Here is a 23228-nt window from a genome sequence, read left to right as displayed (position 1 = left end):
GTAGTGTGGCGACGGTTGATGTCGGCACGATGAGCGGTTCATGTCCGGCCAGGCGTGGCGCTGCGGCGCAGACAATCAGTATACCGACCTTTGCTGCAAGCGCGACGCAGCGCGCACGGGACGCGGCGGTGTTTGACGGTTGGCTTTCAGCGTTGAATGCACGGCCGTGCGGGGTGATTCGCGCGCGGCTTGCCTGCATTTCGGGTGCTCGATCTGAAGGACTGGAGAACGGCTTAATGACGGATCGGATAGAACAGCCGGTTGAGCAGGCGACGCACCATCGGCGCGAGTTCGCCGGCCGTCAATCCGGCGGGGCCGTCGCCTTGCGCGGTCAGCGCATCGGCGGCGAGGCCGTGCAGATAAACGCCCGCGAGCGCGGCCTCGTAGCGCGGCACGCGTTGCGCCATCAAGGCACCGATGATGCCGCCGAGTACATCGCCCGTGCCGCCCGTCGCGAGCGCGGCATTGCCGGTGGGATTGATCGCGAGACGGCCATCGGGCGCGGCAACGATCGTGCCCGTGCCTTTCAGTACGACGACGCTTGCGTAGCGCGTCGCGAGATCGCGGGCGGCGGCGATGCGATCGCGTTGCACGGTTTTCGTATCGACGCCGAGCAGGCGCGCCGCTTCGAGCGGATGCGGCGTCAGCACGCACGGATCGCCTTGCTCGCCGCGCGCCTTGACCTGAGCGGCCAGCGACGCATCGTTCGCGATCAGGTTCAGCGCGTCGGCGTCGAGCAGTTTGGGGATGTCGAGCGCCAACGCGTCATGCAGCACGCGCGTCGCGCGATCTTCGTGACCCATTCCGCAACCGATCGACAGTGCGTCCATCGTGGCGAGCGGCACGTCGTCGACGTGATGCAGCATCAGTTCCGGATGCGGCGGATCGTAGGGCGGTGCGCCCGCGCCGAGCAATGCGACATGGACCTTGCCCGCGCCTGTGTAGAGCGCGGCGCGCGCGGCGAGGATCGGCGCACCGCACATGCCGGTCGCGCCGCCGACCACGGCGAGACTGCCGAAGCTGCCTTTGTTGGTCGAGAAATCGCGCGGCGGAAAATGCGTGGCGAACAGGCCCGGCGCGCTGAGTGTCGCGGCCCTGGCGATGAGCGTGGCACCGGTCGTGGCGGCCGCGGTGGTGCTAGCCGCGGCATCGTCGTCGGCGTGGTCAGTGTTGCCCACGTCAACCTGCTCGCCCGCGCCGAGTCCGATCGGCGCGACCGTCACCGTGCCCGCCAGATCGCGGCCCGATGCCATGAACAATCCCGGTTTCGCGCCGATGAACGTGACCGTATGGGTCGCGCGCACCGCCGCGCCCTGATCGACGACGTTGCCGGTGTCGCTGTCGAGGCCGCTCGGCACGTCGAGCGCGAGCACGCGGCCGTGGGTCCGGGCGCGCACGGCCATGCGTCCGGCGAGCGTCGCGAACACGCCGTCGAGCGGACGCGTCAGACCGATGCCGAACATGCCGTCCACCAGCCAGCCGTGGTCGTCGAAGGTTTCGGGCGCGGTCGTGACGATCGATACGCCCGCGGACACGGCTTCGGCGAGTGCCCACTGCGCGTCGTCGGGTTTGACGTCGGACGGCATGCAGACCTCGACGGCAATCCCCGCCCGATGCAGCACCGTCGCGACCACCAGCGCGTCGCCGCCGTTATTGCCGGGCCCGGCGACGATCCACACCGGATGGGCGGCATCGACCGAACCGTCGTGCGCAATCTGTTCGGCGAGAAAGCGGGCGGCCGCGCGACCGGCGCGCGCCATCAGCGTGTGCGGCGGGAGCGTGGCGGCGGCGTCGCGTTCGAGCGTGCGTAGGGTTTCGACGGACAGCAGCGGAAGCGGGCGATCGTGTGGACTGACGAGCGTGGCGGAATCGGGCGTGGCGGCGGAAAGCGCATCGGTCATGGCGACACCGGGCAAAAGCGGCAGAGCGCGTGAATGGGCGGGCAGCGGCGAAAACGTGGCAAAAAGCGGACTGTATCGATCTTCGCACAGCGCGGCGTGCGCGCGTGCATGCCTTTACGATCGGCCGGACCGGTGCGAAGTTCCTGCGGTTGTTCCGGACACGGCTGCGGTCACTGTTCCGGCCGCCGCTCGGGTCGCTGTCTGGATTGCCGCCGATCCGACGTCCGGTGGACGCGCTCCGCGATCAGTGCGCGAAGCGTGCGGCGCTGAACGCGGCGAGCGTATCCGCCGGCAATTCGCTGGCGACGCCCGACACGAGATCCGCGATCACCTTGCCCGCGCCGCACGCGAGTCCCCATCCCGTCGGTCCATGCCCGACGTTCAGGAACAGTTTGGGATGCACCGCATTGCCGATCACGCCCAGACCGTCCGGCGACAACAGCTTGATGCCTTCCCACGGCAACGCCGCGGAGATTTTCGCGGCGCCCGGCACCCAGTCGTGCGTGGCCTGACCGAGCAGCGCGAGCGCTTCCTTGGTCAGCGATTCGCCGAGCGGCTTGTCGATCTGCGCGACCGGTTGCAACACGCCGCCGCCCGCGATCCGCAAACGATGATTCATCCGCGTGATCGCGATGCGTTTGACCGAATCGACGATCGCGACGTGCGGCGCGAATTCTTCATGCGCGATGGGCGCGGCCAGCGCGTGCACTCGCAACGGATGAAACGGCAAGCGCAGATCGAACTGTTCGAGCAGCGACACGCTGCCGTAACCGGCCGCGATCACGACCGCATCGCCGTGAATCACATCGACTTCGCGCGACTTGCCCGATTCGCCTTCGCGCGGCGCGAGTTCGACGCCCGGACGTCCGTTTTCGAGCCGGATGGCGGTCACCTCGCGGCCCAGCACGAACTGCACGCCGCCTTGCGCGTCGAGCGTCTGCTTGACCAGCTTGGCGAACAGCGGGCAATTGGCGGTGCGTTCCTGTTCGAACAGCACGCCGCCGGCGAACGGCGGATCGGTCGGCACCGAATGCTCGAACCTCGCGCATTCGTCCGGCGTCATCACGTGATGGGGTACTTCGAATTGACGCAGCAGATCGAGCGCGGGCTGACATTGCTCCCACTCCTGCGCCGAGCGGACCAGATGCAACACGCCGCTCGCCTGTTCGAATTCGAGGCCGAAGCGGCTTTCGATATCGGCCATCGTGTCGCGCGATGCCTCGGCGAGCGCGCGCAGATGCGTGTACTGACGAACGAACGCGTCCGGTTCCTGCAACGTGGCGAGCTGTTTGATGAAGTCGCGCGCGGGACGGTTGAAGCCCGTCTTGCGGATCACGCCGCTTTTCGCGGCCTGGCGGCTTTGCATGAACGTCGGACCGAACCAGGCGTCGAGCGGCGTGGGCAGCACGGTGCCGCCGTGGCCATACGTGGCGCCCTGGGCGACGGTCGCGTGGCGCTCGACGACGCACACCCGGTGACCGGCCGCGCGCAACTGGTAAGCGGTGGCGACGCCGACAATTCCGCCGCCAATGACGATGACATCCATGATTTTGATTCGATTTGCCGGGCGCGTGACCGAGACCCGGCGTTCCCCGTGGAGGTGGCATGCGTCGCAAGCGGCAACCCACGCCGGCGACGGGTGGTGGAAAGGCCGAATGATAGCAGTCAAACGACGTGCCCGGAGGGGCTGCGTCGGGCCTGCATCGACACACCGGACCGGCTTGCGAAGGCCGGAGCACGGGGCGCGGAACGGTTGCCGCGAACGCGCGCCAGGTGCGTCCGATTATGGTGTCCAAACGTGCAAAACCGCATCCAGACGGGCGTGGAGAGGGGTTAACAAGGTATAATCCCGTCCTTCCTTCCGCCTCACGTCGCCTGCACGCGCGACTCATCGACGCAACGTCCAGTCATGGCCCACTTCTCGTGTTTCCCCGGCGCTTCGGCCCTTTCCGATTTCCGTCAAACCCGCCTGCTCGACACGCTGACGCGTATCGATGCCGGCATCGTCGACGTACGCGGTCAGTATCTGCATTTCGTCAACGCGCAAACGCTGCTCAGCGCGGACGACAGTGCGAAGATCGAAGCCTTGATGCATTACGGCGATCCTTTCGTCGAGTCGAAGGAGCGCGGCGCAAGCGAAACCTTCCTCGTCGTGCCGCGTTTCGGCACGGTGTCGCCGTGGGCCAGCAAGGCCACCGACATCGCGCATCACTGCGGCCTCTCGCAGGTGCGGCGCATCGAGCGCGGCATCGAGTTTACGGTCACGCTGAAAAGCGGCCTGCTCGGTGTCGGCGGCAAGAAGGCGCTGTCCGGTGAAGCGCGCGCAGCGGTAGTCGCTGCGTTGCACGACCGGATGACCGAAAGCGTCGCGTCGTCGCGCGATTACGCGATGCATCTGTTCGACGAACTGCCGGCCAGGCCGCTGCAAACCGTCGACGTGCTGACGCAAGGCCGCACCGCGCTCGAAGCCGCGAACAGCGAACTCGGGCTCGCGCTCGCCGACGACGAAATCGACTATCTGGTGAACGCGTTCACGGCGCTCGGCCGCAATCCGACCGACGTCGAACTGATGATGTTCGCGCAAGCCAACAGTGAACACTGCCGTCACAAGATCTTCAACGCCGACTGGACCATCGACGGCGAGAAGCAGGACATCTCGCTGTTCAACATGATCCGCAACACCGAGAAGCTCAATCCGCAAGGCACGATCGTCGCGTACTCGGACAACTCGGCGATCATGGCGGGCGGCATCGCGGAACGCTGGTTCCCGCGCAAGCTGTCGCAAGACGCGAGCGCGTCGAACGAACTGGCTGAACACTACGAGCGTCACACCGAACTCACGCACACGCTGATGAAGGTCGAGACGCACAATCACCCGACGGCGATCTCGCCGTTCCCGGGCGCGGCCACCGGCGCGGGCGGCGAAATCCGCGACGAAGGCGCGACGGGTCGCGGCGCGCGTCCGAAGGCCGGTCTCGCGGGCTTCACGGTGTCGAACCTCGATCTGCCGGATGCGCGCGAATCGTGGGAAAACGCGCGCGACGCGGCGCAGCCCATCGGTCATCGCAATCCGTCCGACCAGGCGGAAACCTACGGCCGTCCGGATCGCATCGCTTCGCCGTTGCAGATCATGATCGACGGTCCGCTCGGCGGCGCGGCATTCAATAACGAGTTCGGCCGTCCGAATCTCGGCGGCTATTTCCGCACGTACGAACAGAACGTCGCGGGCACCGTGCGCGGCTATCACAAGCCGATCATGATCGCCGGTGGTATCGGCAATATCTCCGACCAGCACACGCACAAGCACGACTTGCCGGAAGGCTCGCTGCTGATCCAGATCGGCGGTCCGGGCATGCGTATCGGCATGGGCGGCGGCGCGGCCAGTTCGATGGCAACCGGCACGAACACCGCCGAACTCGACTTCGACTCGGTGCAACGCGGCAATCCGGAAATCGAGCGTCGCGCGCAGGAAGTGATCAACGCGTGCTGGCAACTCGGCGACAAGAACCCGATCCTGAGCATTCACGACGTCGGCGCGGGCGGTTTGTCGAACGCGTTCCCGGAAGTCGTCGATGGCGCGGGCAAGGGCGCGGTGTTCCAGTTGCGTAACGTGCAGCTTGAAGAAAGCGGTCTGTCGCCGCGCGAAATCTGGTCGAACGAAGCGCAAGAGCGTTATGTGCTGGCCATTGCGCCGTCCGATCTGCCCGAATTCGAGGCGATGTGCGAACGCGAGCGTTGCCCGTTCGCGGTAGTCGGCGTCGCGACCGCCGAGCGTCAGCTGAAGCTGATCGACGCGGACGCGCAAGACGACGTGCATCAGCCGGTCGATATGCCGATGGAAGTGCTGCTCGGCAAGGCGCCGAAGATGCATCGCGACGTGAAGCGCGAAGTCACGACGCTGCAACCGGTGGACGTGACTAACGTGGTGCTGGCCGAGGTCGCGACGAGCGTGCTGCGTCACCCGACGGTCGCCAGCAAGTCGTTCCTGATTACGATCGGCGATCGCTCGGTGGGCGGCACGACCGCGCGCGACCAGATGGTCGGTCCGTGGCAGGTGCCGGTCGCCGATTGCGCGATCACCACGATGGACTACGCCGGTTTCACCGGCGAAGCGATGACGATGGCCGAGCGCACGCCGCTGGCCGTGATCGATGCACCGGCGTCGGGCCGCATGGCGGTCGGCGAGGCGGTGACGAACATCGCATCCGCACCGATCGCGTCGCTCGACAAGCTCAAGCTGTCCGCGAACTGGATGGCCGCATGCGGCGCAGCCGGCGAAGACGCGGCGTTGTACGACACGGTCAAGGCGATCGGTATGGAACTGTGCCCGGCGCTGGGCATCAGCATTCCGGTCGGCAAGGATTCGCTGTCGATGCGCACCAAGTGGGAAGATCAGGGCGTCGCGAAGGAAGTCGTCGCGCCGGTCTCGCTGATCATCTCGGCATTCGCGCCGGTCGAAGACGTGCGCCGTCATCTGACGCCGCAACTGCGTCGCGCGGACGAAGCCGGTGATTCCGTGCTGATCGCAATCGATCTCGGTCGCGGCAAGCATCGTCTGGGCGGCAGCATTCTCGCGCAAGTGACGCAGCAGGTCGGCGACACGGTGCCCGACGTGGACGACGCAGAAGACCTGAAGCGCTTCTTCGCGGCGATTCAGGCGTTGAACGCGGACGGCAAGCTGCTCGCGTATCACGACCGTTCGGACGGCGGCTTGTGGGCGACGGTGTGCGAAATGGCGTTCGCGGGTCGGGTCGGCGTGTCGCTGAACGTCGATATGCTCACGCTCGATCCGAATCACGAATTCGATTACGGCGACGCGAAAGACTGGACGAAGCAGACCAGCGGCCGTCGTGAAGACCGCACGATCCGCGCGCTGTTCAACGAAGAACTCGGCGCGGTGATCCAGGTTCGCGCGAGCGAGCGCGATCTCGTGCTGGGCGCGCTGCGTGAGCATGGTTTGTCCGCGTGCTCGCACGTGATCGGCAAGCTCAACGATCGCGATACCGTCGAAATCTATCGCGACGCGAAGAAGATCTACGACGCACCGCGCGCCGAGTTGCACCGCGCGTGGAGCGAAGTGAGCTGGCGCATTTCGCGTCTGCGTGACAATCCGGCCTGTGCCGACGCCGAATACGACGTGTTGCTCGACGCAGCAGATCCGGGCATCACGCCGGTGCTGACGTTCAGTCCGTCGGAAGACGTGGCGGCGCCGTTTATCGGCAAGGGCGCGCGTCCGCGTGTCGCGATCCTGCGTGAACAGGGCGTGAATTCGCACCTCGAAACCGCGTACGCATTCGACCGCGCGGGCTTCGATGCTTACGACGTGCACATGAGCGATCTGCTGGCCGGTCGCGCGACGCTGGCCGATTTCGCGGGCGCGGTTGCGTGCGGCGGCTTCTCGTACGGCGACGTGCTGGGTGCAGGCGAAGGCTGGGCGAAAACCATCCGTTTCAATGCGCAGCTCGCCGATATGTTCGCGGCGTTCTTCGGTCGTGAAGACACGTTCGCGCTCGGCATCTGTAACGGTTGCCAGATGTTGAGCAGCCTCGCGTCGATGATTCCGGGCGCGGAAGCGTGGCCGAAGTTCACGCGCAACAAGTCGGAGAAATTCGAGGCGCGCTTCTCGCTGGTCGAAGTGCAATCGTCGCCGTCGATCTTCTTCAACGGAATGGAAGGTTCGCGCATTCCGGTTGCCGTCGCGCACGGTGAAGGCTTTGCCGACTTCTCGCAGCAAGGCGATGCGTCGAAAGTCGCGGTCGCGATGCGCTTCGTCGATCATCGCGGTCAGGCGACGGAGCAGTATCCGTTCAACCCGAACGGTTCGCCGGATGGCATCACGTCGGTCACGACCGCCGACGGCCGATTCACGGTGTTGATGCCGCACACGGAGCGCGTGCATCGTACGGTGCAGATGAGCTGGGCGCCGCAAGCGTGGAGCGAAGGCAACAACGACGGCAGCCCGTGGATGCGCGTGTTCCAGAACGCGCGTCGCTGGCTGGGTTGAGGGTCGGGCGGATCGGGTTCGATCCGCTGGCAACAAACAAAAAAGCCGCCCTCGGGCGGCTTTTTTGTTGAGCGGAAAAACGCGTTACTGAATCTTCGCGTTCTTGCGCAGCGACTCTTCGTACGCTTGCAGCTTTTCCTGCTGAATCTGCTGGACGATCTGAGCCTTGACCTGTTCGAGCGGCGGCGGTGTGATGTCGCGCGTGTCGTCGAGGCGGATGATGTGCCAGCCGAATTGCGTATGCACCGGCGTGTCCGTCATTTCACCCTTCTTCAGATGCGTTGCCGCATCGGCGAACTCGGGCACATAAGCCTTCGGGTCGGACCAGTCCAGGTCGCCGCCGTTCTTGCCCGATCCCGGGTCTTTCGAGAACTGCTTGGCCAGATCTTCGAAGCTTGCGCCACCCTTGATCTTCGCGATCAGATCCTTCGCCTGTTGTTCGTTATCGACGAGGATGTGGTGCAGGTGATATTCCTTGCCGCCCGCATCTTTGACCAGCGAGTCGTAACGCGCCTTGATTTCGTCGTCGGTGGGGGCGTGGGTCTTCACGAAGTCTTCGATTAGCGCACGCAACACCACGGTTTGCTGCGCGACGGCGACTTGCGCCTTCACGTCGGTGCGGTTCGGGATGCCTTTACGTGCCGCTTCCTGCATCAGGATTTCGCGGTTCACCAGTTCTTCGCGCACGGCCATCTGCAACTGCGGCGTGTCTTGCTGGCCTTGATGCACCAACTGGCTCACTAGCGCATCGACGCGCGCTTTAGGGATTGGCGTGCCGTTGACGACGGCAACATTCTGTGCAAACGCAGGCGCGGCTGCACACGCAGCCAGCAATACCCAGAGACGGGTTTTCTTCAAGGTCATCGGCAGTTTCCTAACGGGACAGCAAAGCGAATTCTTCGGGCGTGTAAGCCGTGATTGCGAGGGCGTGAATGCCGCGCTGCATGGCATCGGCCAGCGCATCATACACCAGTCGATGCCGCGCCACGCGGGCTTTACCGGCGAAAACGGCCGCCACGATCGTGACGGTAAAGTGACCGCCGGCCTCGGCGCCGGCATGACCTGCATGCTGTGCGCTGTCGTCGCGAACCTCGATGGATTGCACCGGCGCGAGCGCCGCTGCGATGCGCGTTTCGATCAACGCGGCGCGCTCGGCGGTGGTCGCGTTCAGAAACGGATTGGCGCTCATGTCATTCTTCCTTCATATACTTCGACAGCCACAAACTCTGGCCGACGATAAACACCACCAGACAGCCGGTCGCGCCGAACAGCTTGAAATTGACCCATTGATCGGTCGTGAAGTTGTACGCGACGAACAGGTTGAGAATGCCGAGCAGCACGAAAAATACGGCCCAGACGACGTTCAGCTTGCTCCAGATTGCGTGCGGCAACGTGATCTGCTTGCCCATCATCGCTTCGATCAGATTCTTGTTGAACGCCATCTGCGACACGATCAACGCGACCGAAAACGCCCAGTACAGCACGGTGGGCTTCCACTTGATAAAGGTGTCGTTGTGCAGCACGAGCGTCGCGCCGCCGAACACGGTGACGACGCCGAGGCTGACCCACAGCATCGGATCGACCTTGCGGTGCCGGAACGCGACCCACGCGATCTGCACCAGCGTGGCGACGATCGCGACTGCCGTTGCCGTGAAAATGCCCCAGAGCTTGAACGCGACGAAGAACAGGATGATCGGAAACAGATCGAACAGGAATTTCATTATCTGGGCGGGAATTCGCGAATTCGGAAGTGAAGGGTGGCCGCGCGCGCGACACGCGCGGCATGCGCTGCGCGCGCGTCAGTGCGTTACCTGGGCTCGAATTGTAGCGCAGCGGAATTGATGCAGTACCGCTGGCCGGTCGGCGCCGGGCCGTCCTCGAACACGTGACCCAGATGCGCGCCGCAATTCTTGCATTGCACCTCGATGCGCAGCATGCCGTGCGAGCGGTCGGTTTTCTCGGCGATCACCTCGCCGTCGATCGGTTTGAAGTAGCTCGGCCAGCCGCAACCGGCGTCGAACTTGGTGTCGGATTCGAACAGCGGCGTGCCGCAGCAGACGCAATCGTAGATGCCGCGATCCCAGTGATCGTGGTAACGGCCGGTAAACGGACGCTCGGTGGCGGCGTGGCGCGTCACCTGATATTCGGTTTCGGACAGCTGCTTGCGCCATTCGGCGTCGTCTTTCTGAACGGCAGGCTGATCGGACTGCGGGCGGGTGTTGAGATCGTCGGAGTTCATGGTCGGGTCCTGTCTGAGAGTGCGTGGCGCAGGTTGAGACGAAGTATTGGCGTAACGACGTGACGGGAAACGGCTGTCACGGTTTCACGAGGAGCAGCTCACTTCCAGCGAACTGGCCCAATCCGGCGGCAAACCGGCGTACGACGCGTTTTCGGGCTGTTCGTCGAACGGACGGCGCAACACGCTTGCCAGCCGTTCCACCTCGGAGAAATCTTTTTCTTTCGCTTTGCGGATCGCGGATTCCGCCAGGTGATTGCGAAGTACGAATTTGGGGTTGACCTGGTTCATTGCAATGGCGCGCGCGGCGTCGTCGCGGGTTTCTTCCGCGAGGCGCGCGCGATATTCGACCGCCCACGCATCGAACGCGGCGCGGTCCAGAAACAGATCGCGCACCGGTGCATCGGCGGCGGCTTCGGGCGGCGTGGCTTTCGACAGTTTCGCCAGATTGCGGAATGTCAGCGTGAAGTCCGCGCGGTTCGCGTTCGTCGCGTCGAACAGCCGGTTCACCAGTGCGTCGTCGCCGTCGCGTTCGAGTTCGAGGCCGAGTTTTGCGCGCATCAACCGTTCCAGTGCGGGCGCGAAACGGCCCTTGAAACCTTCGAGCACGCGCTGCGCGTCTTCGATGGCTTTTTCGCTGCGCACGCTCTCTTCATGTTGCGCGCCGAGCAGCGGCAACAGACCCTGCGCGAGACAGAACAGGTTCCAGTACGCGATCTGCGGCTGCATCCGGTACGCATACCGGCCTTGCGAGTCCGAATGGTTACAGATGTAGTTCGCGTCGAAGCCGTCCATGAAACCGTATGGGCCGTAATCGATCGTCAGACCGAGGATCGACATGTTGTCCGTATTCATCACGCCGTGGCAGAAACCGACACCCTGCCATTGTGCGACCGTGTCGGCGGTGGACATCACGGCTTCGTTCAGCAGCGCGAGATACGGATCTTCCGCGTCGCGGCAATGCGGATAGAAACGCGCGATCACGTGATCGGCCAGCGCCTGCAACGCGTCGACGCGGTCGTTCGAATAGAAATGCTCGAAGTGCCCGAACCGGATAAAGCTGGGCGCGACGCGCGTGACGACCGCCGCCGTTTCGATCTCTTCGCGGCGCACCGATTGATCCGAGCCGGTCACGCACAGCGCGCGCGTGGTCGGAATGCCGAGATGATGCATCGCCTCGGAGCACAGGAACTCGCGGATCGACGAGCGCAGCACCGCGCGACCGTCGCCCATCCGCGAATACGGTGTGCGTCCGGCGCCCTTCAGCTGCAGTTCGAAACGCTTGCCGTCGTGTTCGACTTCACCGAACCCGAGCGCGCGCCCGTCGCCGAGCTGACCGGCCCACACGCCGAACTGATGCCCCGAATACACCGATGCATACGGCATCTCCGCCGACGGCCAGTCGCGCGTCGTGTTGCCGGAAAAGAACTCTGCGAAGCCGGGGTCGTGAGCGAGGGAAGGCTCTAAACCGAGCAGTTCGGCCGTTTCGTTCGAGAACCCGACGAGATAGGGCGCGGCCAACGGCGCCGCGGGCAAACGCGTGACGAACACCGCGCCGAGCCGCGCGAAGGCGTCGTCTTGCGACGTGCCGAGCCGGTCGGTGAAGGCCGCGAGCGGGCCGGACAAGCCGGTAATGCTTGGGGAAAACGACATGTTGAGCGCCTCTGGATTAACCGATATTGTAAATCCGCGCTAGCGGCGTTGCACGGAGCCGCAACCCAAACAGAAACAGGCGAGGAGACACCCGCATATGACGATGCCGCTGTATGGACAGATGATGGACGTGCCGCTTACGGTGTCGTCGTTGATTGCACATGCCGCCCGGCATTTCGGCGATACCGAGATCGTGTCGCGGCGCATCGAAGGTGATCTGCACCGGTACACCTATCGCGACTGCGAGCGCCGCGCGAAACGGCTGGCCCAGGCGTTGATCGCGCTCGGCGTTGAATCCGGCGAACGCGTCGCGACGCTCGCGTGGAACGGCTACCGGCATCTCGAAGCCTATTACGGCACGGCTGGTTTCGGCGCGGTCTGTCACACCATCAATCCGCGGCTGTTTCCCGAGCAGATCGCGTACATCGTCAACCACGCGGACGACAGTTTCGTGCTGTTCGACACGTCGTTCGCGACGCTGGTGGACGCGCTCGCGCCGCATTGTCCGAAGGTGCGCGGCTGGATCGCGATGACCGGCGAAGCGCATATGCCGCTGACGATGCAAACCCCGGTGCTGTGCTACGAGACGCTGCTGGACGCACAGGACGGCGACTTCGAATGGCCCGCGATCGACGAGCGGCAGGCGTCTTACCTGTGCTACACGTCGGGCACGACCGGCAATCCGAAAGGCGCGCTGTACACGCATCGCTCGACCGTGCTGCACGCGATGGGCGCATCGATGCCCGACGCGATGTGCCTGTCCGCCCGCGATTCCGTGCTGCCCGTGGTCCCGATGTTTCACGTCAACGCATGGGGCATTCCGCACGCCGCGCCGTTGACGGGCGCGAAACTGGTGTTTCCCGGCAAGGATCTCGACGGCAAGTCGCTGTACGAATTGATGGAAGCGGAGCGCGTCACGTATTCGGCGGGCGTGCCGACCGTGTGGCTCGGTTTGCTGAACCATCTGCGCGACGCGAAGGCGCGCTTCACGTCGCTGGAGCGGACGGTGATCGGCGGCTCGGCCTGTCCGCCCGCGATGCTGCGCACGTTCGAGGACGAGTACGGCATCGAGGTGATTCATGCGTGGGGCATGACCGAGATGTCGCCGCTCGGCACGCTCGCGAAACTCACGTGGGAACAGTCGCAGCGTCCGAAAGCCGAACAGCGCAAGCTGCGCGAAAAGCAGGGTCATGCGCTGTATGGCGTGGACATGAAGATCGTCGGCGACGACGGCCGCGATCTGCCGTGGGACGGCGTCGCATTCGGCGATCTGCACGTGCGGGGTCCGTGGGTGATCGACCGGTATTTCCGCAAGGACGAGTCGCCGCTGATCGACGGCTGGTTTCCGACCGGCGACGTCGCCACCATCGACCGCGACGGCTTTCTGAACATTACCGATCGCAGCAAGGACGTGATCAAGTCCGGCGGCGAATGGATCAGCTCGATCGACGTCGAGAACGTCGCGATTGCGCATCCGGCCGTGGCCGAAGCCGCGTGCATCGCCTGTTCGCATCCGAAGTGGACCGAGCGGCCGTTGCTGGTCGTCGTCAAACGCGCGGGCATGGACGTGAGCCGCGAAGCGCTGCTGGCGTTTTACGACGGCAAGGTCGCGAAATGGTGGATTCCCGATGACGTCGCATTCGTCGACGAACTGCCGCACACGGCCACCGGCAAGTTGCAAAAACTGAAGCTGCGCGAACGGTTCCGCGATCATGTTCTGCCTTCGTCGGTCGGCATCGAAGGCTGTCCGCTGACGCCGCTGGACGACGCCGCACTCGATCTGTCCACGCCGCTCGCCGGCACGAGGGAAAACCCTTCCGTTCAATAAGCTGTTTTGAAATTGAACGAGCGTGCTTTTTTGTGTATTCTGCCTGCTGACCCGGAATGTCGGACAATGAACCGGCACGGGAATCGCGCCAGCTGACCACGTCGGTTGAGCGCGTCCGAAAGTTGGGATGGGCGGCGCACGACGCGCCGCTTCCTCACATGGAGGCAGACAGATGGCAGTGGATTACACAACCCACGACGGCGTCGCCGTTATCACGCTGAACAACCCTCCGGTCAACGGGCTCGGTCTGTCGACACGAGCCGGCATCGTCGAAGGCATCGAACGGGCGCAACAGGACCCGGCCGTCACGGCGATCGTGCTGACGGGCGCCGGCAAGGCATTCTCGGGCGGCGCCGACATCACCGAATTCAACACGCCGAAAGCCACTCAGGAACCGACGCTCGGCACGGTCATCAAGGCCGTCGAAGGCAGCGCGAAGCCGGTCGTGGCCGCGATCCACAGCGTCGCGATGGGCGGTGGTCTCGAACTCGCGCTCGGCGCGCATTACCGGATCGCGGCCGTCGGCGCGCAGATCGCACTGCCCGAAGTGAAACTCGGCATCTTGCCGGGCGCGGGCGGCACCCAACGTCTGCCGCGCGCGATCGGCCTCGAAGCCGCGCTGAACATGATCGTGTCGGGCAATGTCGTGATGTCGGAGAAGCTGGCCGGATCGGGCCTGTTCGACGAAGTCGTCGAAGGCGATCTGGCGAAAGCGGCGCTCGCGTTCGCGACGAAAGTGGGCGCACAGAAAGGCCCGCATCCGAAGGTTCGCGATCGCAAGATCGTGCATGCTGAGGCGCAAGGTTTTATCCAGTTCGCGCGCAATACCGTCGCGACGCTCGCAAAGCAGTTCCCGGCGCCGCACAAGTGCATCGACGCGGTCGAAGCGGGCGTGCTGAACGGTTTCGACAAAGGCCTCGCGGTCGAACGCGAATGCTTTATGGCGCTGGTGCAGACGCCGGAAAGCCGCGCGCTGCGTCACGCGTTTTTCGGTGAGCGCGCGGCCAGCAAGATTCCCGATGTGCCGTCCGACACGCCGGTGCGCGACATCAAGTCGGTTGCGGTGATCGGCGCGGGCACGATGGGCGGCGGCATCGCGATGAACTTCCTGAACGCGGGCATCCCCGTCACCTTGCTCGAAACGAAGCAGGATGCGCTGGATCGCGGTCTCGCGACGATTCGCAAGAATTACGAAGGCAACGTCAAGAAAGGCAAGCTCACCGCCGATGCGCTCGAACAGCGCCTCGCGCTGCTGCGTCCGACGCTCTCGTACGACGACCTGAAAAATGCCGACCTGATCGTCGAAGCCGTGTTCGAAGAACTCGGCGTCAAGGAACAGGTGTTCCGGCAACTCGACGAAGTGGCGAAGTCCGGCGCGATCCTCGCGTCGAACACGTCCACGCTGGATGTGAACAGGATCGCCGCGTTCACGAAGCGTCCGCAGGACGTGATCGGCATGCACTTCTTCAGCCCGGCCAACGTGATGAAGCTGCTCGAAGTGGTGCGCGGCGAGCACACGTCCAAAGACGTGCTGGCCACGGTGATGAAGCTCGCGAAAAAGATCCGCAAGACGGCGGTGGTGTCGGGCGTGTGCGACGGCTTTATCGGCAACCGGATGGTCGAGCAGTACATCCGCCAGGCGCTGTTCATGCTCGAAGAAGGCGCGCTGCCCGCGCAGGTCGACAAGGCCATCGAGAAATTCGGCTTCGCGATGGGCCCGTTCCGGATGAGCGACCTCGCCGGTAACGATATCGGCTGGGCGATCCGCAAGCGTCGCTATCAGGAGCAGCCGGACATGCACTATTCGAAGATCGCCGACCGGCTGTGCGAAACCGGCCGCTTCGGCCAGAAGACGGGCGGCGGCTGGTACGACTACAAGGCGGGCGACCGCAACGCGCATCCGTCGAAACTCGTGGACGACATGATCGTCGCGTATTCGCAGGAAACCGGCGCGACGCGTCGCAAGATTTCCGACGACGAGATCGTCGAGCGCCTCGTGTTCGCGCTTGCCAACGAAGGCGCGAAGATCCTCGAAGAAGGCATTGCGTCGAAGGCGTCGGATATAGACATGGTCTATCTGACCGGTTACGGCTTCCCGCTCTATCGCGGCGGCCCGATGCTCTACGCGGATACGGTCGGCTTGTACAACGTCGAGCGCGCGATTCGCCGCTATGCGTCGCAGCCGAACGGCGACGCGTGGAAGGCGGCATCGTCGATTGGCGAACTGGCGCAGCAGGGCCGCGGATTCAATCGCTGACGCGAACGGCAGAACCCGCGTAGCCGAACCCGACCGCAGCCCAATCGCAGCTCAACCGCAGCAACGGAGCTCACGATGCACAACGCAAGAGGCGTGGACGAAGTCCTGCTGGTGATCGACGTACAGAACGACTTCATGCCGGGCGGCGCCTTGGCGGTCGCGCATGGCGACGAGATCGTGCCGGTCATCGAGGGGATCGCGTCCGCGTTCCGGCACGTCGTGCTGACGCAAGACTGGCATCCCGCCGCGCATGTTTCGTTTGCCGCCAATCATGCGCACCGCGTGCCGTTCGAGAAGATCGAACTGCCGTACGGCGAGCAGGTATTGTGGCCGTCGCATTGCGTGCAGGACACGCCGGGCGCCGCGCTGCATCGCGGGCTGTGCGAGACGGCGGTGCGCGCGAGAGCGGTGATCCGCAAAGGGCAACACGTGGACGTCGACAGCTATTCGGCCTTCGTCGAAGCGGATCGCGTGACGCCCACCGGCCTCGCCGGCTATCTGCGCGAACTCGGCGTGAAGCGCGTGTGGTGCTGCGGGCTCGCCACGGATTTCTGCGTGGCGTGGTCGGCGCTCGACGCACGCGCAGCGGGATTTGACGTTTCAGTGATCGAAGACGCAAGCCGCGCGATCGATCTCAATGGTTCGCTCGACGCCGCATGGCGCGACCTGCACGCAGCGGGCATCGCCCGCGTGCAAGCCGCCGACGCGCTGCGTTGATGGCTGCGGTTGCATGGGGCGGTGCCGGCAACCCGTCGCGCCTCGCCACGCAATCCGACGCAGTGAACCGACACCCAACACTGGAAGCAGGAGACATGCATGACTGACGCCGTAATCGTATCGACCGCCCGCACGGGCCTCGCCAAATCGTGGCGCGGCGCTTTCAATATGACGCACGGCGCCACGCTGGGCGGTCACGTGACGCAAGCCGCCGTCGAGCGCGCAAAGATCGACCCGGCGCGAGTCGAAGACGTGATCATGGGTTGCGCGAACCCGGAAGGCGCGACCGGCATGAACATCGCGCGCCAGATCGCACTGCGCGCCGGTTTGCCGGTGAGCGTGCCGGGCATGACGGTCAACCGGTTCTGCTCGTCGGGCTTGCAGACGATCGCGCTTGCCGCGCAGCGGATCATCGCGGGCGAGGGCGACGTATTCGTCGCGGGCGGCGTCGAGTCGATCTCGTGCGTGCAGAACGAAATGAACCAGCACATGCTCGCCGATAGCTGGCTGGCCAAAAACAAGCCGGAAATTTACTGGTCGATGCTGCAAACCGCCGAGAACGTCGCGAAGCGCTATTCGATCTCGAAGGAGCGTCAGGACGAATACGGCGTGCGCTCGCAGCAACGCGCGGCGGCGGCTCAGGAAGCAGGCCGCTTCAACGACGAGATCGTGCCGATGACCGTGCTGGCCGGTGTCGCGGACAAAGCCACCGGCCAGCTGTTCACGAAGGAAGTGACGATCTCCGCCGACGAAGGCATCCGCGCCGACACGACGCTCGAAGGCGTGTCGAAGATCCGCACCGCGATGCCGGGCGGCGTGATCACGGCCGGTAACGCGAGCCAGTTTTCCGATGGCGCGTCGGCTTGCGTGGTGATGAATGCGGCGGCGGCCGCGCGCGAAGGCCTGCAACCGCTGGGCATTTTCCGCGGCTTCGCAGTGGCCGGATGTGAGCCGGACGAAATGGGCATCGGTCCGGTGTTCGCGGTGCCGAAGCTGCTGAAGCAGGCCGGACTGAAAGTCAGCGATATCGATTTGTGGGAATTGAACGAAGCGTTCGCGGTGCAGGTGCTGTATTGCGCCGACACGCTCGGCATTCCGCACGACAAGCTGAACGTGAACGGCGGCGCCATTGCGGTCGGCCATCCGTACGGCGTGTCGGGCGCGCGGCTGACAGGCCACGCGCTGATCGAAGGAAAGCGGCGCGGCGCGAAGTTCGTCGTGGTGACGATGTGTATCGGTGGCGGTCAGGGCGCCGCGGGTCTGTTCGAGATCGTCTGACGGTCAATGGTCGAAACGGTCAACGGTCGACGTTGACCGCCTGACGTTGACCGTCCGACAAGGCTGGCCGGCCGGTCTTACTCGCCGGCCAGTCCGAGACTCGACAGCGACAGCGAACCTTGTTCGACGAAGCGCGTGCCGCCGGTCCACATGCTGGTCGCGAAACGGCCGCGCATCATATACGGGTATTCGCCCGGCGTCGGGTTCTTCGCCACCGACAGCGCCTGCCGCATCGCCGCGAGCGCGGGCACGGTCATCGGCACTTCGATGACTGCCTCGCCGAAGCGCGGCACGGTGCCCGACTGAGCGCTGACACCGCTGGCAAACAGCAAGCCATTGAGCAACAGATCGAGCGATACGCCGCTGTACTGGATCGCGCCGTCGTTCGGATTCTGCACGCGCAGTTTCAGTGTGAAGCGCGTTTCCATGCCCTGACCGCTCAGCGGACTCAATCCGACGATGTTCACCCGCAACGGGTCGCTGCCGAACATGCTCGCGCAACTGCTCAACATCCCGCTGAACATCAACGCCGCGACCAGTGCGAGCACACGAAAAATAGACATGAATGCACCTCGGATGGCGAACGGTGAATGAGTGGAGCGACGCGCTGCGTGCGTGAAACCGGCCCGCCTGTGCGCGGCGCGCAACGAACGGGCGGGCGCTGCAAACGGGAACACGTTTCAGCAGCGCATTGTAGCGTGCGCCGTTGCAATCGAAGGCCCTCCGGCAGGGTCCTCATTGCTTAACTGCGCGTCACTTTCTTGCTGTTTGTTTCAAGAAATCGACGCACTTGACAGGCATCAACCCGACACCGCGTGGACTCGCCGGAAAATGGCTGAACCGAAGGCGCACATCGACGCTTTCGCTTGGGTCTCTACGCCATTCGGGAGTAGCGTCTACTACGGCAACCGTGTCCAGGGCGCACAGCGCGCGCCTTCCTTATGCGAGCGTGTCATGCAAACTTCAGTCGTCACCGAAGCGTCCGCCGTCAGCGTGGCGGTGTGCAAGATCTGCGGCGGGAATTCGCCGCTTTATGGCGTCACAGATTTCAACAAGAATTGCGCGGAACCGGGCGGCATGTATTTGCCGTTGACCGGCGTGCCGGTCTATTACCGATGTTGTGAACACTGTGGCCTGATCTTCACGAATGCGTTCGACCACTGGCAGAAAGCGGATTTTCAGCAGCACATCTATAACGACGACTACGTGCGCGTCGATCCCGATTACGTCGAAAGCCGCCCAACCCATAATGCGACGACCGTGCTCGACTTTATCGGCAAGGGCGAGGGTCTCGTGCTGCTCGATTATGGTGGCGGCGACGGCAAGCTGAGTGCGTTGCTGCGCGCGCACGGCGTCGATGCGCATAGCTGGGACCCGATGAATGCGGCCGACAGCGCGCCGCCGCCGTTGTCGTGTGATGTCGTGACCGCGTTCGAAGTGCTGGAGCACACGCCCACGCCGCGCGAGAGCGTCGCCGAAGCGCTTGGCGTGCTGAACGCGCAGGGCGTGATGCTGTTTTCCACATCGACGATCGACCATCTGCCGGCCCGCGCGATCGACTACTGGTACATCGCGCCGCGCAACGGGCATATCACGATCTACAGCAGCCTCGCGCTGGACACGTTGTTCGCGCAGTTCGGGTATCGCGTGCATCACTTCAGTAACAACCTTCATCTGGCTGTTAAAGAGCCGCCGGCGTGGTTGCGTTGAGGTGTGTGGTTGATTCATGCGGCGGGCCGATGCTGACGTACGGTCGCCGTGGCGGTATCCAGTGATCGTGCGTTATGGCAGCATAGTGCGCGCTCGCCCGAGGTCATCGCAGGTCGGTGACGTCGTGTAGGGGCATCAACGAAGCGTCGCGGAAAATTAAAAAAGAGTATGGAAAATCGTTCAGGGGTCGTCTTTATTCATGGCTTTATCGGCACGCTAGATGTTTCCGGCTGGGACACGCGATACGAGTCACCGGACCTGTTGGGCTACGGTCGTCATCGGGCGGTGCCGATGGACGCCATTTCGCTGCCGGCGCAAGTCGAGCATCTTCATGCGTTCATCGTCGAGCACTTCGGCGATGCACCGGTCGATGTCGTGGGCCACTCAGTGGGCGGCGCAATCGCGATGTTGCTGGCGCATGCCTATCCCGAGTGTGTCCGGCGAATCGTCAACATAGAAGGTAATTTCACGCTGGACGATGCATTCTGGTCCGCATCGGTAGGGCGCATGAGCGCCACCGATGCCGACGCAATGCTCGCAGGCTTCCGGGCCGATCCGCGCGCCTGGATTGGCGGTGCGGTCAAGGACCCCACGCCGGAAATGACACGCACCGCCGCGCGCTGGCTCGATCACCAACCCGCGTCGACGCTTCGCGCGATGGGCCAGTCGGTCGTCGCAACGACCGGTAGCCCGGACTATCCCGCGGCGTTGCGGGAAGTCTTTAGCCGTCATCCTGTGTACTTGATCGCGGGCGAGCGCTCGCGGCATGCGTGGAACGCGCCGGACTCTGTGTGGGACGAATGCGCGGGGTATCAGGTCATCAAAGACAGTGGCCATTTGATGATGCTGGAACAGCCGGTGGCGTTTGCCGAGGCGCTGAGATCGTGGCTGGGTTGATTGGGTCGGCTACTGGCCGTCCGGCACGAGCCTGGCTATCGAGTTGGGAAAATCAGTGATGAACGCATCGCGGGCGCGTAGCCCAACTGGTTTTTGCCCCGGCAATGCACCGTCATCCTGTATGAGGCGCGCAAACACAAGCGTTTTGCCGTTTCGCGACGCCCAGCCGACAAACCATCCCCAGCCATGCGCGTCATCGTCGGAACCATCGATGTTCCGAGGGAATCCCGTGCCGGTTTTTCCATGAATATCCCAGCCATCGGATAACCCGGTCACTTCAGTGATCTGGCTGGTCATGTCATAGGCATGCTTGCTAACAGGCAAGGTGCGATTGACCACCTTTGTCAAAAAGGCGACTTGCTCCAATGGAGAAATCTGAAGCGACGAGTCGATCCACGCATGAGTCAGTCCGTCGTGGGTGCTGTCGCCGCGGACATCGGCGTTGCCGAAATCAAATGTCTTTGTGTAGTTTGCAAACTGCGTCATACCCAACGACCGTGTTACTTGCTGCGAGAACCATACGACCGAGTATTTGATCCACCGGGTCGGGTCGGTCGGCTGTCGCCAGGCTTCGCCGCCCCAATCGGGATAGCCCGGGCGGTACTGAAGGCTCGGGGTGTGAGCGTCTTTTAAAAAACCTGAGTCGAAACCCATCAGGCTTATCGCGATCTTAAAGGTCGATGCGGGCGTGGTCCGCGACGAACAATCCCCTTGTTGCATCAGCATTTTGCCGCTGGCTGCGTCGGCAACGGCGGTGCACACGGTATGGGCGTGTGCTGACATGCCTGTAAATGCGATTGTCACACCCAGCGCAAGCATTCGAAATTTCATCGCGTCTCTTTTATCGGCGCAAGCTTGTTAGCGAGCGGAGAGCGAATTGTCTACGATCCTGGTAGTTCGGTCGAACGTCGCTTGATGGCCAAAGCCTGCGTCACACTCAACGGACAAGCGCCGACCAAAACAATCACGCGATTGTTGAGCTGGGTGGGGATATCGTTGACTACGCGGAGATAACTCACGGAATCCGTCGACATCAAATACCCCGTCGGGGCGGTTACCGGGAAGCGGCGCGATTCAAGCCTGGTCGCTTTGGTTTGCCACTCCAGGTGACGCAGTGCTTCCAATCCTAAACTTTCTGCGGTTGTCAATAGTGCTGGCGACCTACCCGGATAAGCGACGCAAGAGCAATCCATTGAGGCCGTTCTTCGTCGACATCCTCGTTATTGCACGACAAAAATTGAAATGGCTCGGCGGTCGATCAGAGTTGGTTTGTCGTATTTTGAGCGAAATTCGGTAAATTTGGCCGGTTTTAGAGGGTGGTTGGGCTGCCGCTCCACGCGAAGCACAGCGTTCGCACCTGTTTTTTGTACAGAATTTGCGGTCGCTTGCGACTATTTGCATTTTCGCAACGCTTTATTGCACGTTTCGTCAATCGAGGTATGCTCGCTTCCGCAATGACTTTCCAATAACGTGGATAACAGGAAGCTCCAATGAAAAAGCTCGCACTCTCGTCGATGACCGTCGCAATCCTTGCAGCATCGGGTGCTGCACATGCACAGAGCAGCGTCACGCTTTATGGTTTGATCGATTCGGGCATCGGCTACGTTCATCACGCAGACGGTAGCGACAACCTCGTTGGCATGATCAATGGCAACTTGAGCGGTGATCGCTGGGGCATGAAGGGCACGGAAGACCTGGGCGCTGGCCTGAAGGCAATCTTCCAGATTGAAGGCGGCTTTGACGTCGGTACGGGCAAATTGGGCCAAGGCAGCCGCCTGTTCGGCCGTCAGGCTTACGTTGGCCTGCAAGGCGATACGTGGGGTACGGTTACGATGGGTCGCCAGTACGACCCGTTGACCGATATGGTGCAGGCTGTTACGGCCGACAACTATTTCGGTTCGGCGTTCGCAACGCCGGGTGACGTGGACAACAACGACAACAGCGCACGTTTCAACAACGCTGTGAAATACGTGTCGCCGTCGTTCGCGGGCCTGCAATTTGAAGGCATGTACTCGTTCAGCGGTGTCGCTGGCCAGGCTGGCCAAGGCTACACGTACGCAGGCGGTGTGTCGTATGCGAACGGTCCGCTCTCGTTGGCAGGTGGTTATCTGCGCGCGACGAACAATTCCGCTCGTGCAGGTACGTGGTCGAGCGCATCGGCTGATTCGATTTTCGACAGCCACATCAATGACGGCTATGTGTCCGCGAAGTCGTACAGCATCGCGCAAGCCGGTGGTCAATACGTAATCGGACCGGTGACGTTCGGTGCGTCGTACAGCAACACGCAACTGAAGGCTGACGGCTTCTCGTCCTTCGGAAGCACCGAGAAATACAACAGCGGCAAGGGCTTTATCGCGTATCAAGCTACCCCGGCATTGTTGACGGGCTTCGGCTACGCATACACGTCGGCAAGCGGCGACACGTCGGCTCATTACCACCAGTTCAGCTTGGGCGCAGACTACAACCTGTCGAAGCGCACCGATTTCTACGCTGTCGCAACGTATCAGCGCGCGTACGGTACGCAACGTCTGTCGGACGGCACGACGCAAGACGCAGTCGCATCGATCGGTTCGTATGGCTACAACGGTACGGACTCGCAGGAACTCGTCATCGTGGGTATTCGCCACAAGTTCTAAGCTTTTCAGCTTTGAAATCAAAGCCCGCTTCGGCGGGCTTTTTTTGTTTACCTGCTCAGTACCGACAACGCGTTTCCCACGCAAGAATCGCGGCGCAGGCAGGATGATTGA

At 63.2% G+C, this 23228-nt stretch carries 17 protein-coding genes; 8 read left to right on the top strand and 9 right to left on the bottom strand.

Going from position 1 to position 23228, the window contains the following annotated elements:
- Positions 1–233: 233 nt before the first annotated feature.
- Both PW947_RS28635 and PW947_RS28630 read right to left on the bottom strand, forming a co-directional pair.
- Positions 234–1901: an NAD(P)H-hydrate dehydratase gene (locus PW947_RS28635; protein ID WP_299635734.1), complete on the bottom strand. Its 1668-nt coding sequence runs from the start codon at positions 1899–1901 to the stop codon at positions 234–236.
- A gap of 244 nt (positions 1902–2145) precedes the next feature.
- A complete protein-coding gene (locus PW947_RS28630) occupies positions 2146–3447 on the bottom strand; it encodes an FAD-dependent oxidoreductase (protein WP_299635732.1) in 1302 nt (433 codons plus the stop codon).
- Positions 3448–3810: 363 nt separating this feature from the next.
- On the opposite strand from PW947_RS28630, the gene purL reads away from it, so the two are divergent.
- On the top strand, positions 3811–7905 hold the full coding sequence (purL, locus tag PW947_RS28625; RefSeq protein ID WP_299635730.1) for a phosphoribosylformylglycinamidine synthase: 4095 nt from the start codon (positions 3811–3813) through the stop codon (positions 7903–7905).
- 84 nt (positions 7906–7989) lie between these two features.
- On the opposite strand, the gene PW947_RS28620 is transcribed toward purL, so the two are convergent.
- From PW947_RS28620 to PW947_RS28600, 5 genes are all read right to left on the bottom strand, one after another.
- Positions 7990–8769, bottom strand: a complete 780-nt coding sequence (locus tag PW947_RS28620; protein WP_299635728.1) for a peptidylprolyl isomerase — start codon at positions 8767–8769, stop codon at positions 7990–7992.
- Positions 8770–8779: 10 nt separating this feature from the next.
- Positions 8780–9094: a BolA family protein gene (locus PW947_RS28615; RefSeq protein WP_299635726.1), complete on the bottom strand. Its 315-nt coding sequence runs from the start codon at positions 9092–9094 to the stop codon at positions 8780–8782.
- A gap of 1 nt (position 9095) precedes the next feature.
- A complete protein-coding gene (locus PW947_RS28610) occupies positions 9096–9626 on the bottom strand; it encodes a septation protein A (protein WP_299635724.1) in 531 nt (176 codons plus the stop codon).
- A gap of 86 nt (positions 9627–9712) precedes the next feature.
- Positions 9713–10144, bottom strand: coding sequence for a peptide-methionine (R)-S-oxide reductase MsrB (gene msrB / locus PW947_RS28605; RefSeq protein ID WP_299635723.1), 432 nt, complete (start codon positions 10142–10144; stop codon positions 9713–9715).
- Between the two features lie 84 nt (positions 10145–10228).
- Positions 10229–11794: a protein adenylyltransferase SelO gene (locus tag PW947_RS28600; RefSeq protein WP_299635722.1), complete on the bottom strand. Its 1566-nt coding sequence runs from the start codon at positions 11792–11794 to the stop codon at positions 10229–10231.
- Between the two features lie 97 nt (positions 11795–11891).
- Here PW947_RS28600 and PW947_RS28595 point away from each other — a divergent pair, with 97 nt between their 5' ends.
- From PW947_RS28595 to PW947_RS28580, 4 genes are all read left to right on the top strand, one after another.
- On the top strand, positions 11892–13622 hold the full coding sequence (locus tag PW947_RS28595) for a 3-(methylthio)propionyl-CoA ligase (RefSeq protein ID WP_299635721.1): 1731 nt from the start codon (positions 11892–11894) through the stop codon (positions 13620–13622).
- Positions 13623–13794: 172 nt separating this feature from the next.
- Positions 13795–15879: a 3-hydroxyacyl-CoA dehydrogenase NAD-binding domain-containing protein gene (locus PW947_RS28590; protein WP_299635720.1), complete on the top strand. Its 2085-nt coding sequence runs from the start codon at positions 13795–13797 to the stop codon at positions 15877–15879.
- A 75-nt stretch (positions 15880–15954) separates the two neighbouring features.
- On the top strand, positions 15955–16596 hold the full coding sequence (gene pncA, locus PW947_RS28585) for a bifunctional nicotinamidase/pyrazinamidase (RefSeq protein WP_299635719.1): 642 nt from the start codon (positions 15955–15957) through the stop codon (positions 16594–16596).
- Positions 16597–16695: 99 nt separating this feature from the next.
- Positions 16696–17874, top strand: a complete 1179-nt coding sequence (locus PW947_RS28580) for an acetyl-CoA C-acyltransferase (protein WP_299635718.1) — start codon at positions 16696–16698, stop codon at positions 17872–17874.
- Between the two features lie 77 nt (positions 17875–17951).
- On the opposite strand, the gene PW947_RS28575 is transcribed toward PW947_RS28580, so the two are convergent.
- Positions 17952–18398 carry an LEA type 2 family protein gene (locus tag PW947_RS28575; protein WP_299636073.1) on the bottom strand — a complete coding sequence of 149 codons (447 nt, stop codon included), beginning with the start codon at positions 18396–18398 and terminating at the stop codon, positions 17952–17954.
- Positions 18399–18828: 430 nt separating this feature from the next.
- Between PW947_RS28575 and PW947_RS28570 the strand changes: the two genes are divergently transcribed.
- Positions 18829–19584 (top strand): class I SAM-dependent methyltransferase, encoded by a 756-nt coding sequence (locus PW947_RS28570; RefSeq protein WP_299635717.1) that lies wholly within the window; start codon positions 18829–18831, stop codon positions 19582–19584.
- Positions 19585–19752: 168 nt separating this feature from the next.
- Complete coding sequence (locus PW947_RS28565) at positions 19753–20481, top strand: alpha/beta hydrolase (protein ID WP_299635716.1); 729 nt, start codon at positions 19753–19755, stop codon at positions 20479–20481.
- Positions 20482–20490: 9 nt separating this feature from the next.
- Here PW947_RS28565 and blaOXA read toward each other — a convergent pair whose 3' ends face one another.
- Positions 20491–21312 carry a class D beta-lactamase gene (gene blaOXA, locus PW947_RS28560; RefSeq protein ID WP_299635715.1) on the bottom strand — a complete coding sequence of 274 codons (822 nt, stop codon included), beginning with the start codon at positions 21310–21312 and terminating at the stop codon, positions 20491–20493.
- A 659-nt stretch (positions 21313–21971) separates the two neighbouring features.
- Between blaOXA and PW947_RS28555 the strand changes: the two genes are divergently transcribed.
- Positions 21972–23117 carry a porin gene (locus PW947_RS28555; protein WP_299635714.1) on the top strand — a complete coding sequence of 382 codons (1146 nt, stop codon included), beginning with the start codon at positions 21972–21974 and terminating at the stop codon, positions 23115–23117.
- Positions 23118–23228: the final 111 nt, after the last annotated feature.

Source organism: Paraburkholderia sp., assembly GCF_028283785.1.
Lineage (GTDB): Bacteria > Pseudomonadota > Gammaproteobacteria > Burkholderiales > Burkholderiaceae > Paraburkholderia.
The sequence above is the reverse complement of the archived record's forward strand: the minus strand, read 5'-3'. Positions and strand labels throughout refer to the sequence as shown.

Bases quoted from the DNA above. Each gene is read 5' to 3' on its own strand.
- PW947_RS28635 (WP_299635734.1), bottom strand. From the start codon at position 1,901: ATGACCGATGCGCTTTCCGCCGCCACGCCCGATTCCGCCACGCTCGTC.
- PW947_RS28630 (WP_299635732.1), bottom strand. From the start codon at position 3,447: ATGGATGTCATCGTCATTGGCGGCGGAATTGTCGGCGTCGCCACCGCT.
- purL (WP_299635730.1), top strand. From the start codon at position 3,811: ATGGCCCACTTCTCGTGTTTCCCCGGCGCTTCGGCCCTTTCCGATTTC.
- PW947_RS28620 (WP_299635728.1), bottom strand. From the start codon at position 8,769: ATGACCTTGAAGAAAACCCGTCTCTGGGTATTGCTGGCTGCGTGTGCA.
- PW947_RS28615 (WP_299635726.1), bottom strand. From the start codon at position 9,094: ATGAGCGCCAATCCGTTTCTGAACGCGACCACCGCCGAGCGCGCCGCG.
- PW947_RS28610 (WP_299635724.1), bottom strand. From the start codon at position 9,626: ATGAAATTCCTGTTCGATCTGTTTCCGATCATCCTGTTCTTCGTCGCG.
- msrB (WP_299635723.1), bottom strand. From the start codon at position 10,144: ATGAACTCCGACGATCTCAACACCCGCCCGCAGTCCGATCAGCCTGCC.
- PW947_RS28600 (WP_299635722.1), bottom strand. From the start codon at position 11,794: ATGTCGTTTTCCCCAAGCATTACCGGCTTGTCCGGCCCGCTCGCGGCC.
- PW947_RS28595 (WP_299635721.1), top strand. From the start codon at position 11,892: ATGACGATGCCGCTGTATGGACAGATGATGGACGTGCCGCTTACGGTG.
- PW947_RS28590 (WP_299635720.1), top strand. From the start codon at position 13,795: ATGGCAGTGGATTACACAACCCACGACGGCGTCGCCGTTATCACGCTG.
- pncA (WP_299635719.1), top strand. From the start codon at position 15,955: ATGCACAACGCAAGAGGCGTGGACGAAGTCCTGCTGGTGATCGACGTA.
- PW947_RS28580 (WP_299635718.1), top strand. From the start codon at position 16,696: ATGACTGACGCCGTAATCGTATCGACCGCCCGCACGGGCCTCGCCAAA.
- PW947_RS28575 (WP_299636073.1), bottom strand. From the start codon at position 18,398: ATGTTCAGCGGGATGTTGAGCAGTTGCGCGAGCATGTTCGGCAGCGAC.
- PW947_RS28570 (WP_299635717.1), top strand. From the start codon at position 18,829: ATGCAAACTTCAGTCGTCACCGAAGCGTCCGCCGTCAGCGTGGCGGTG.
- PW947_RS28565 (WP_299635716.1), top strand. From the start codon at position 19,753: ATGGAAAATCGTTCAGGGGTCGTCTTTATTCATGGCTTTATCGGCACG.
- blaOXA (WP_299635715.1), bottom strand. From the start codon at position 21,312: ATGAAATTTCGAATGCTTGCGCTGGGTGTGACAATCGCATTTACAGGC.
- PW947_RS28555 (WP_299635714.1), top strand. From the start codon at position 21,972: ATGAAAAAGCTCGCACTCTCGTCGATGACCGTCGCAATCCTTGCAGCA.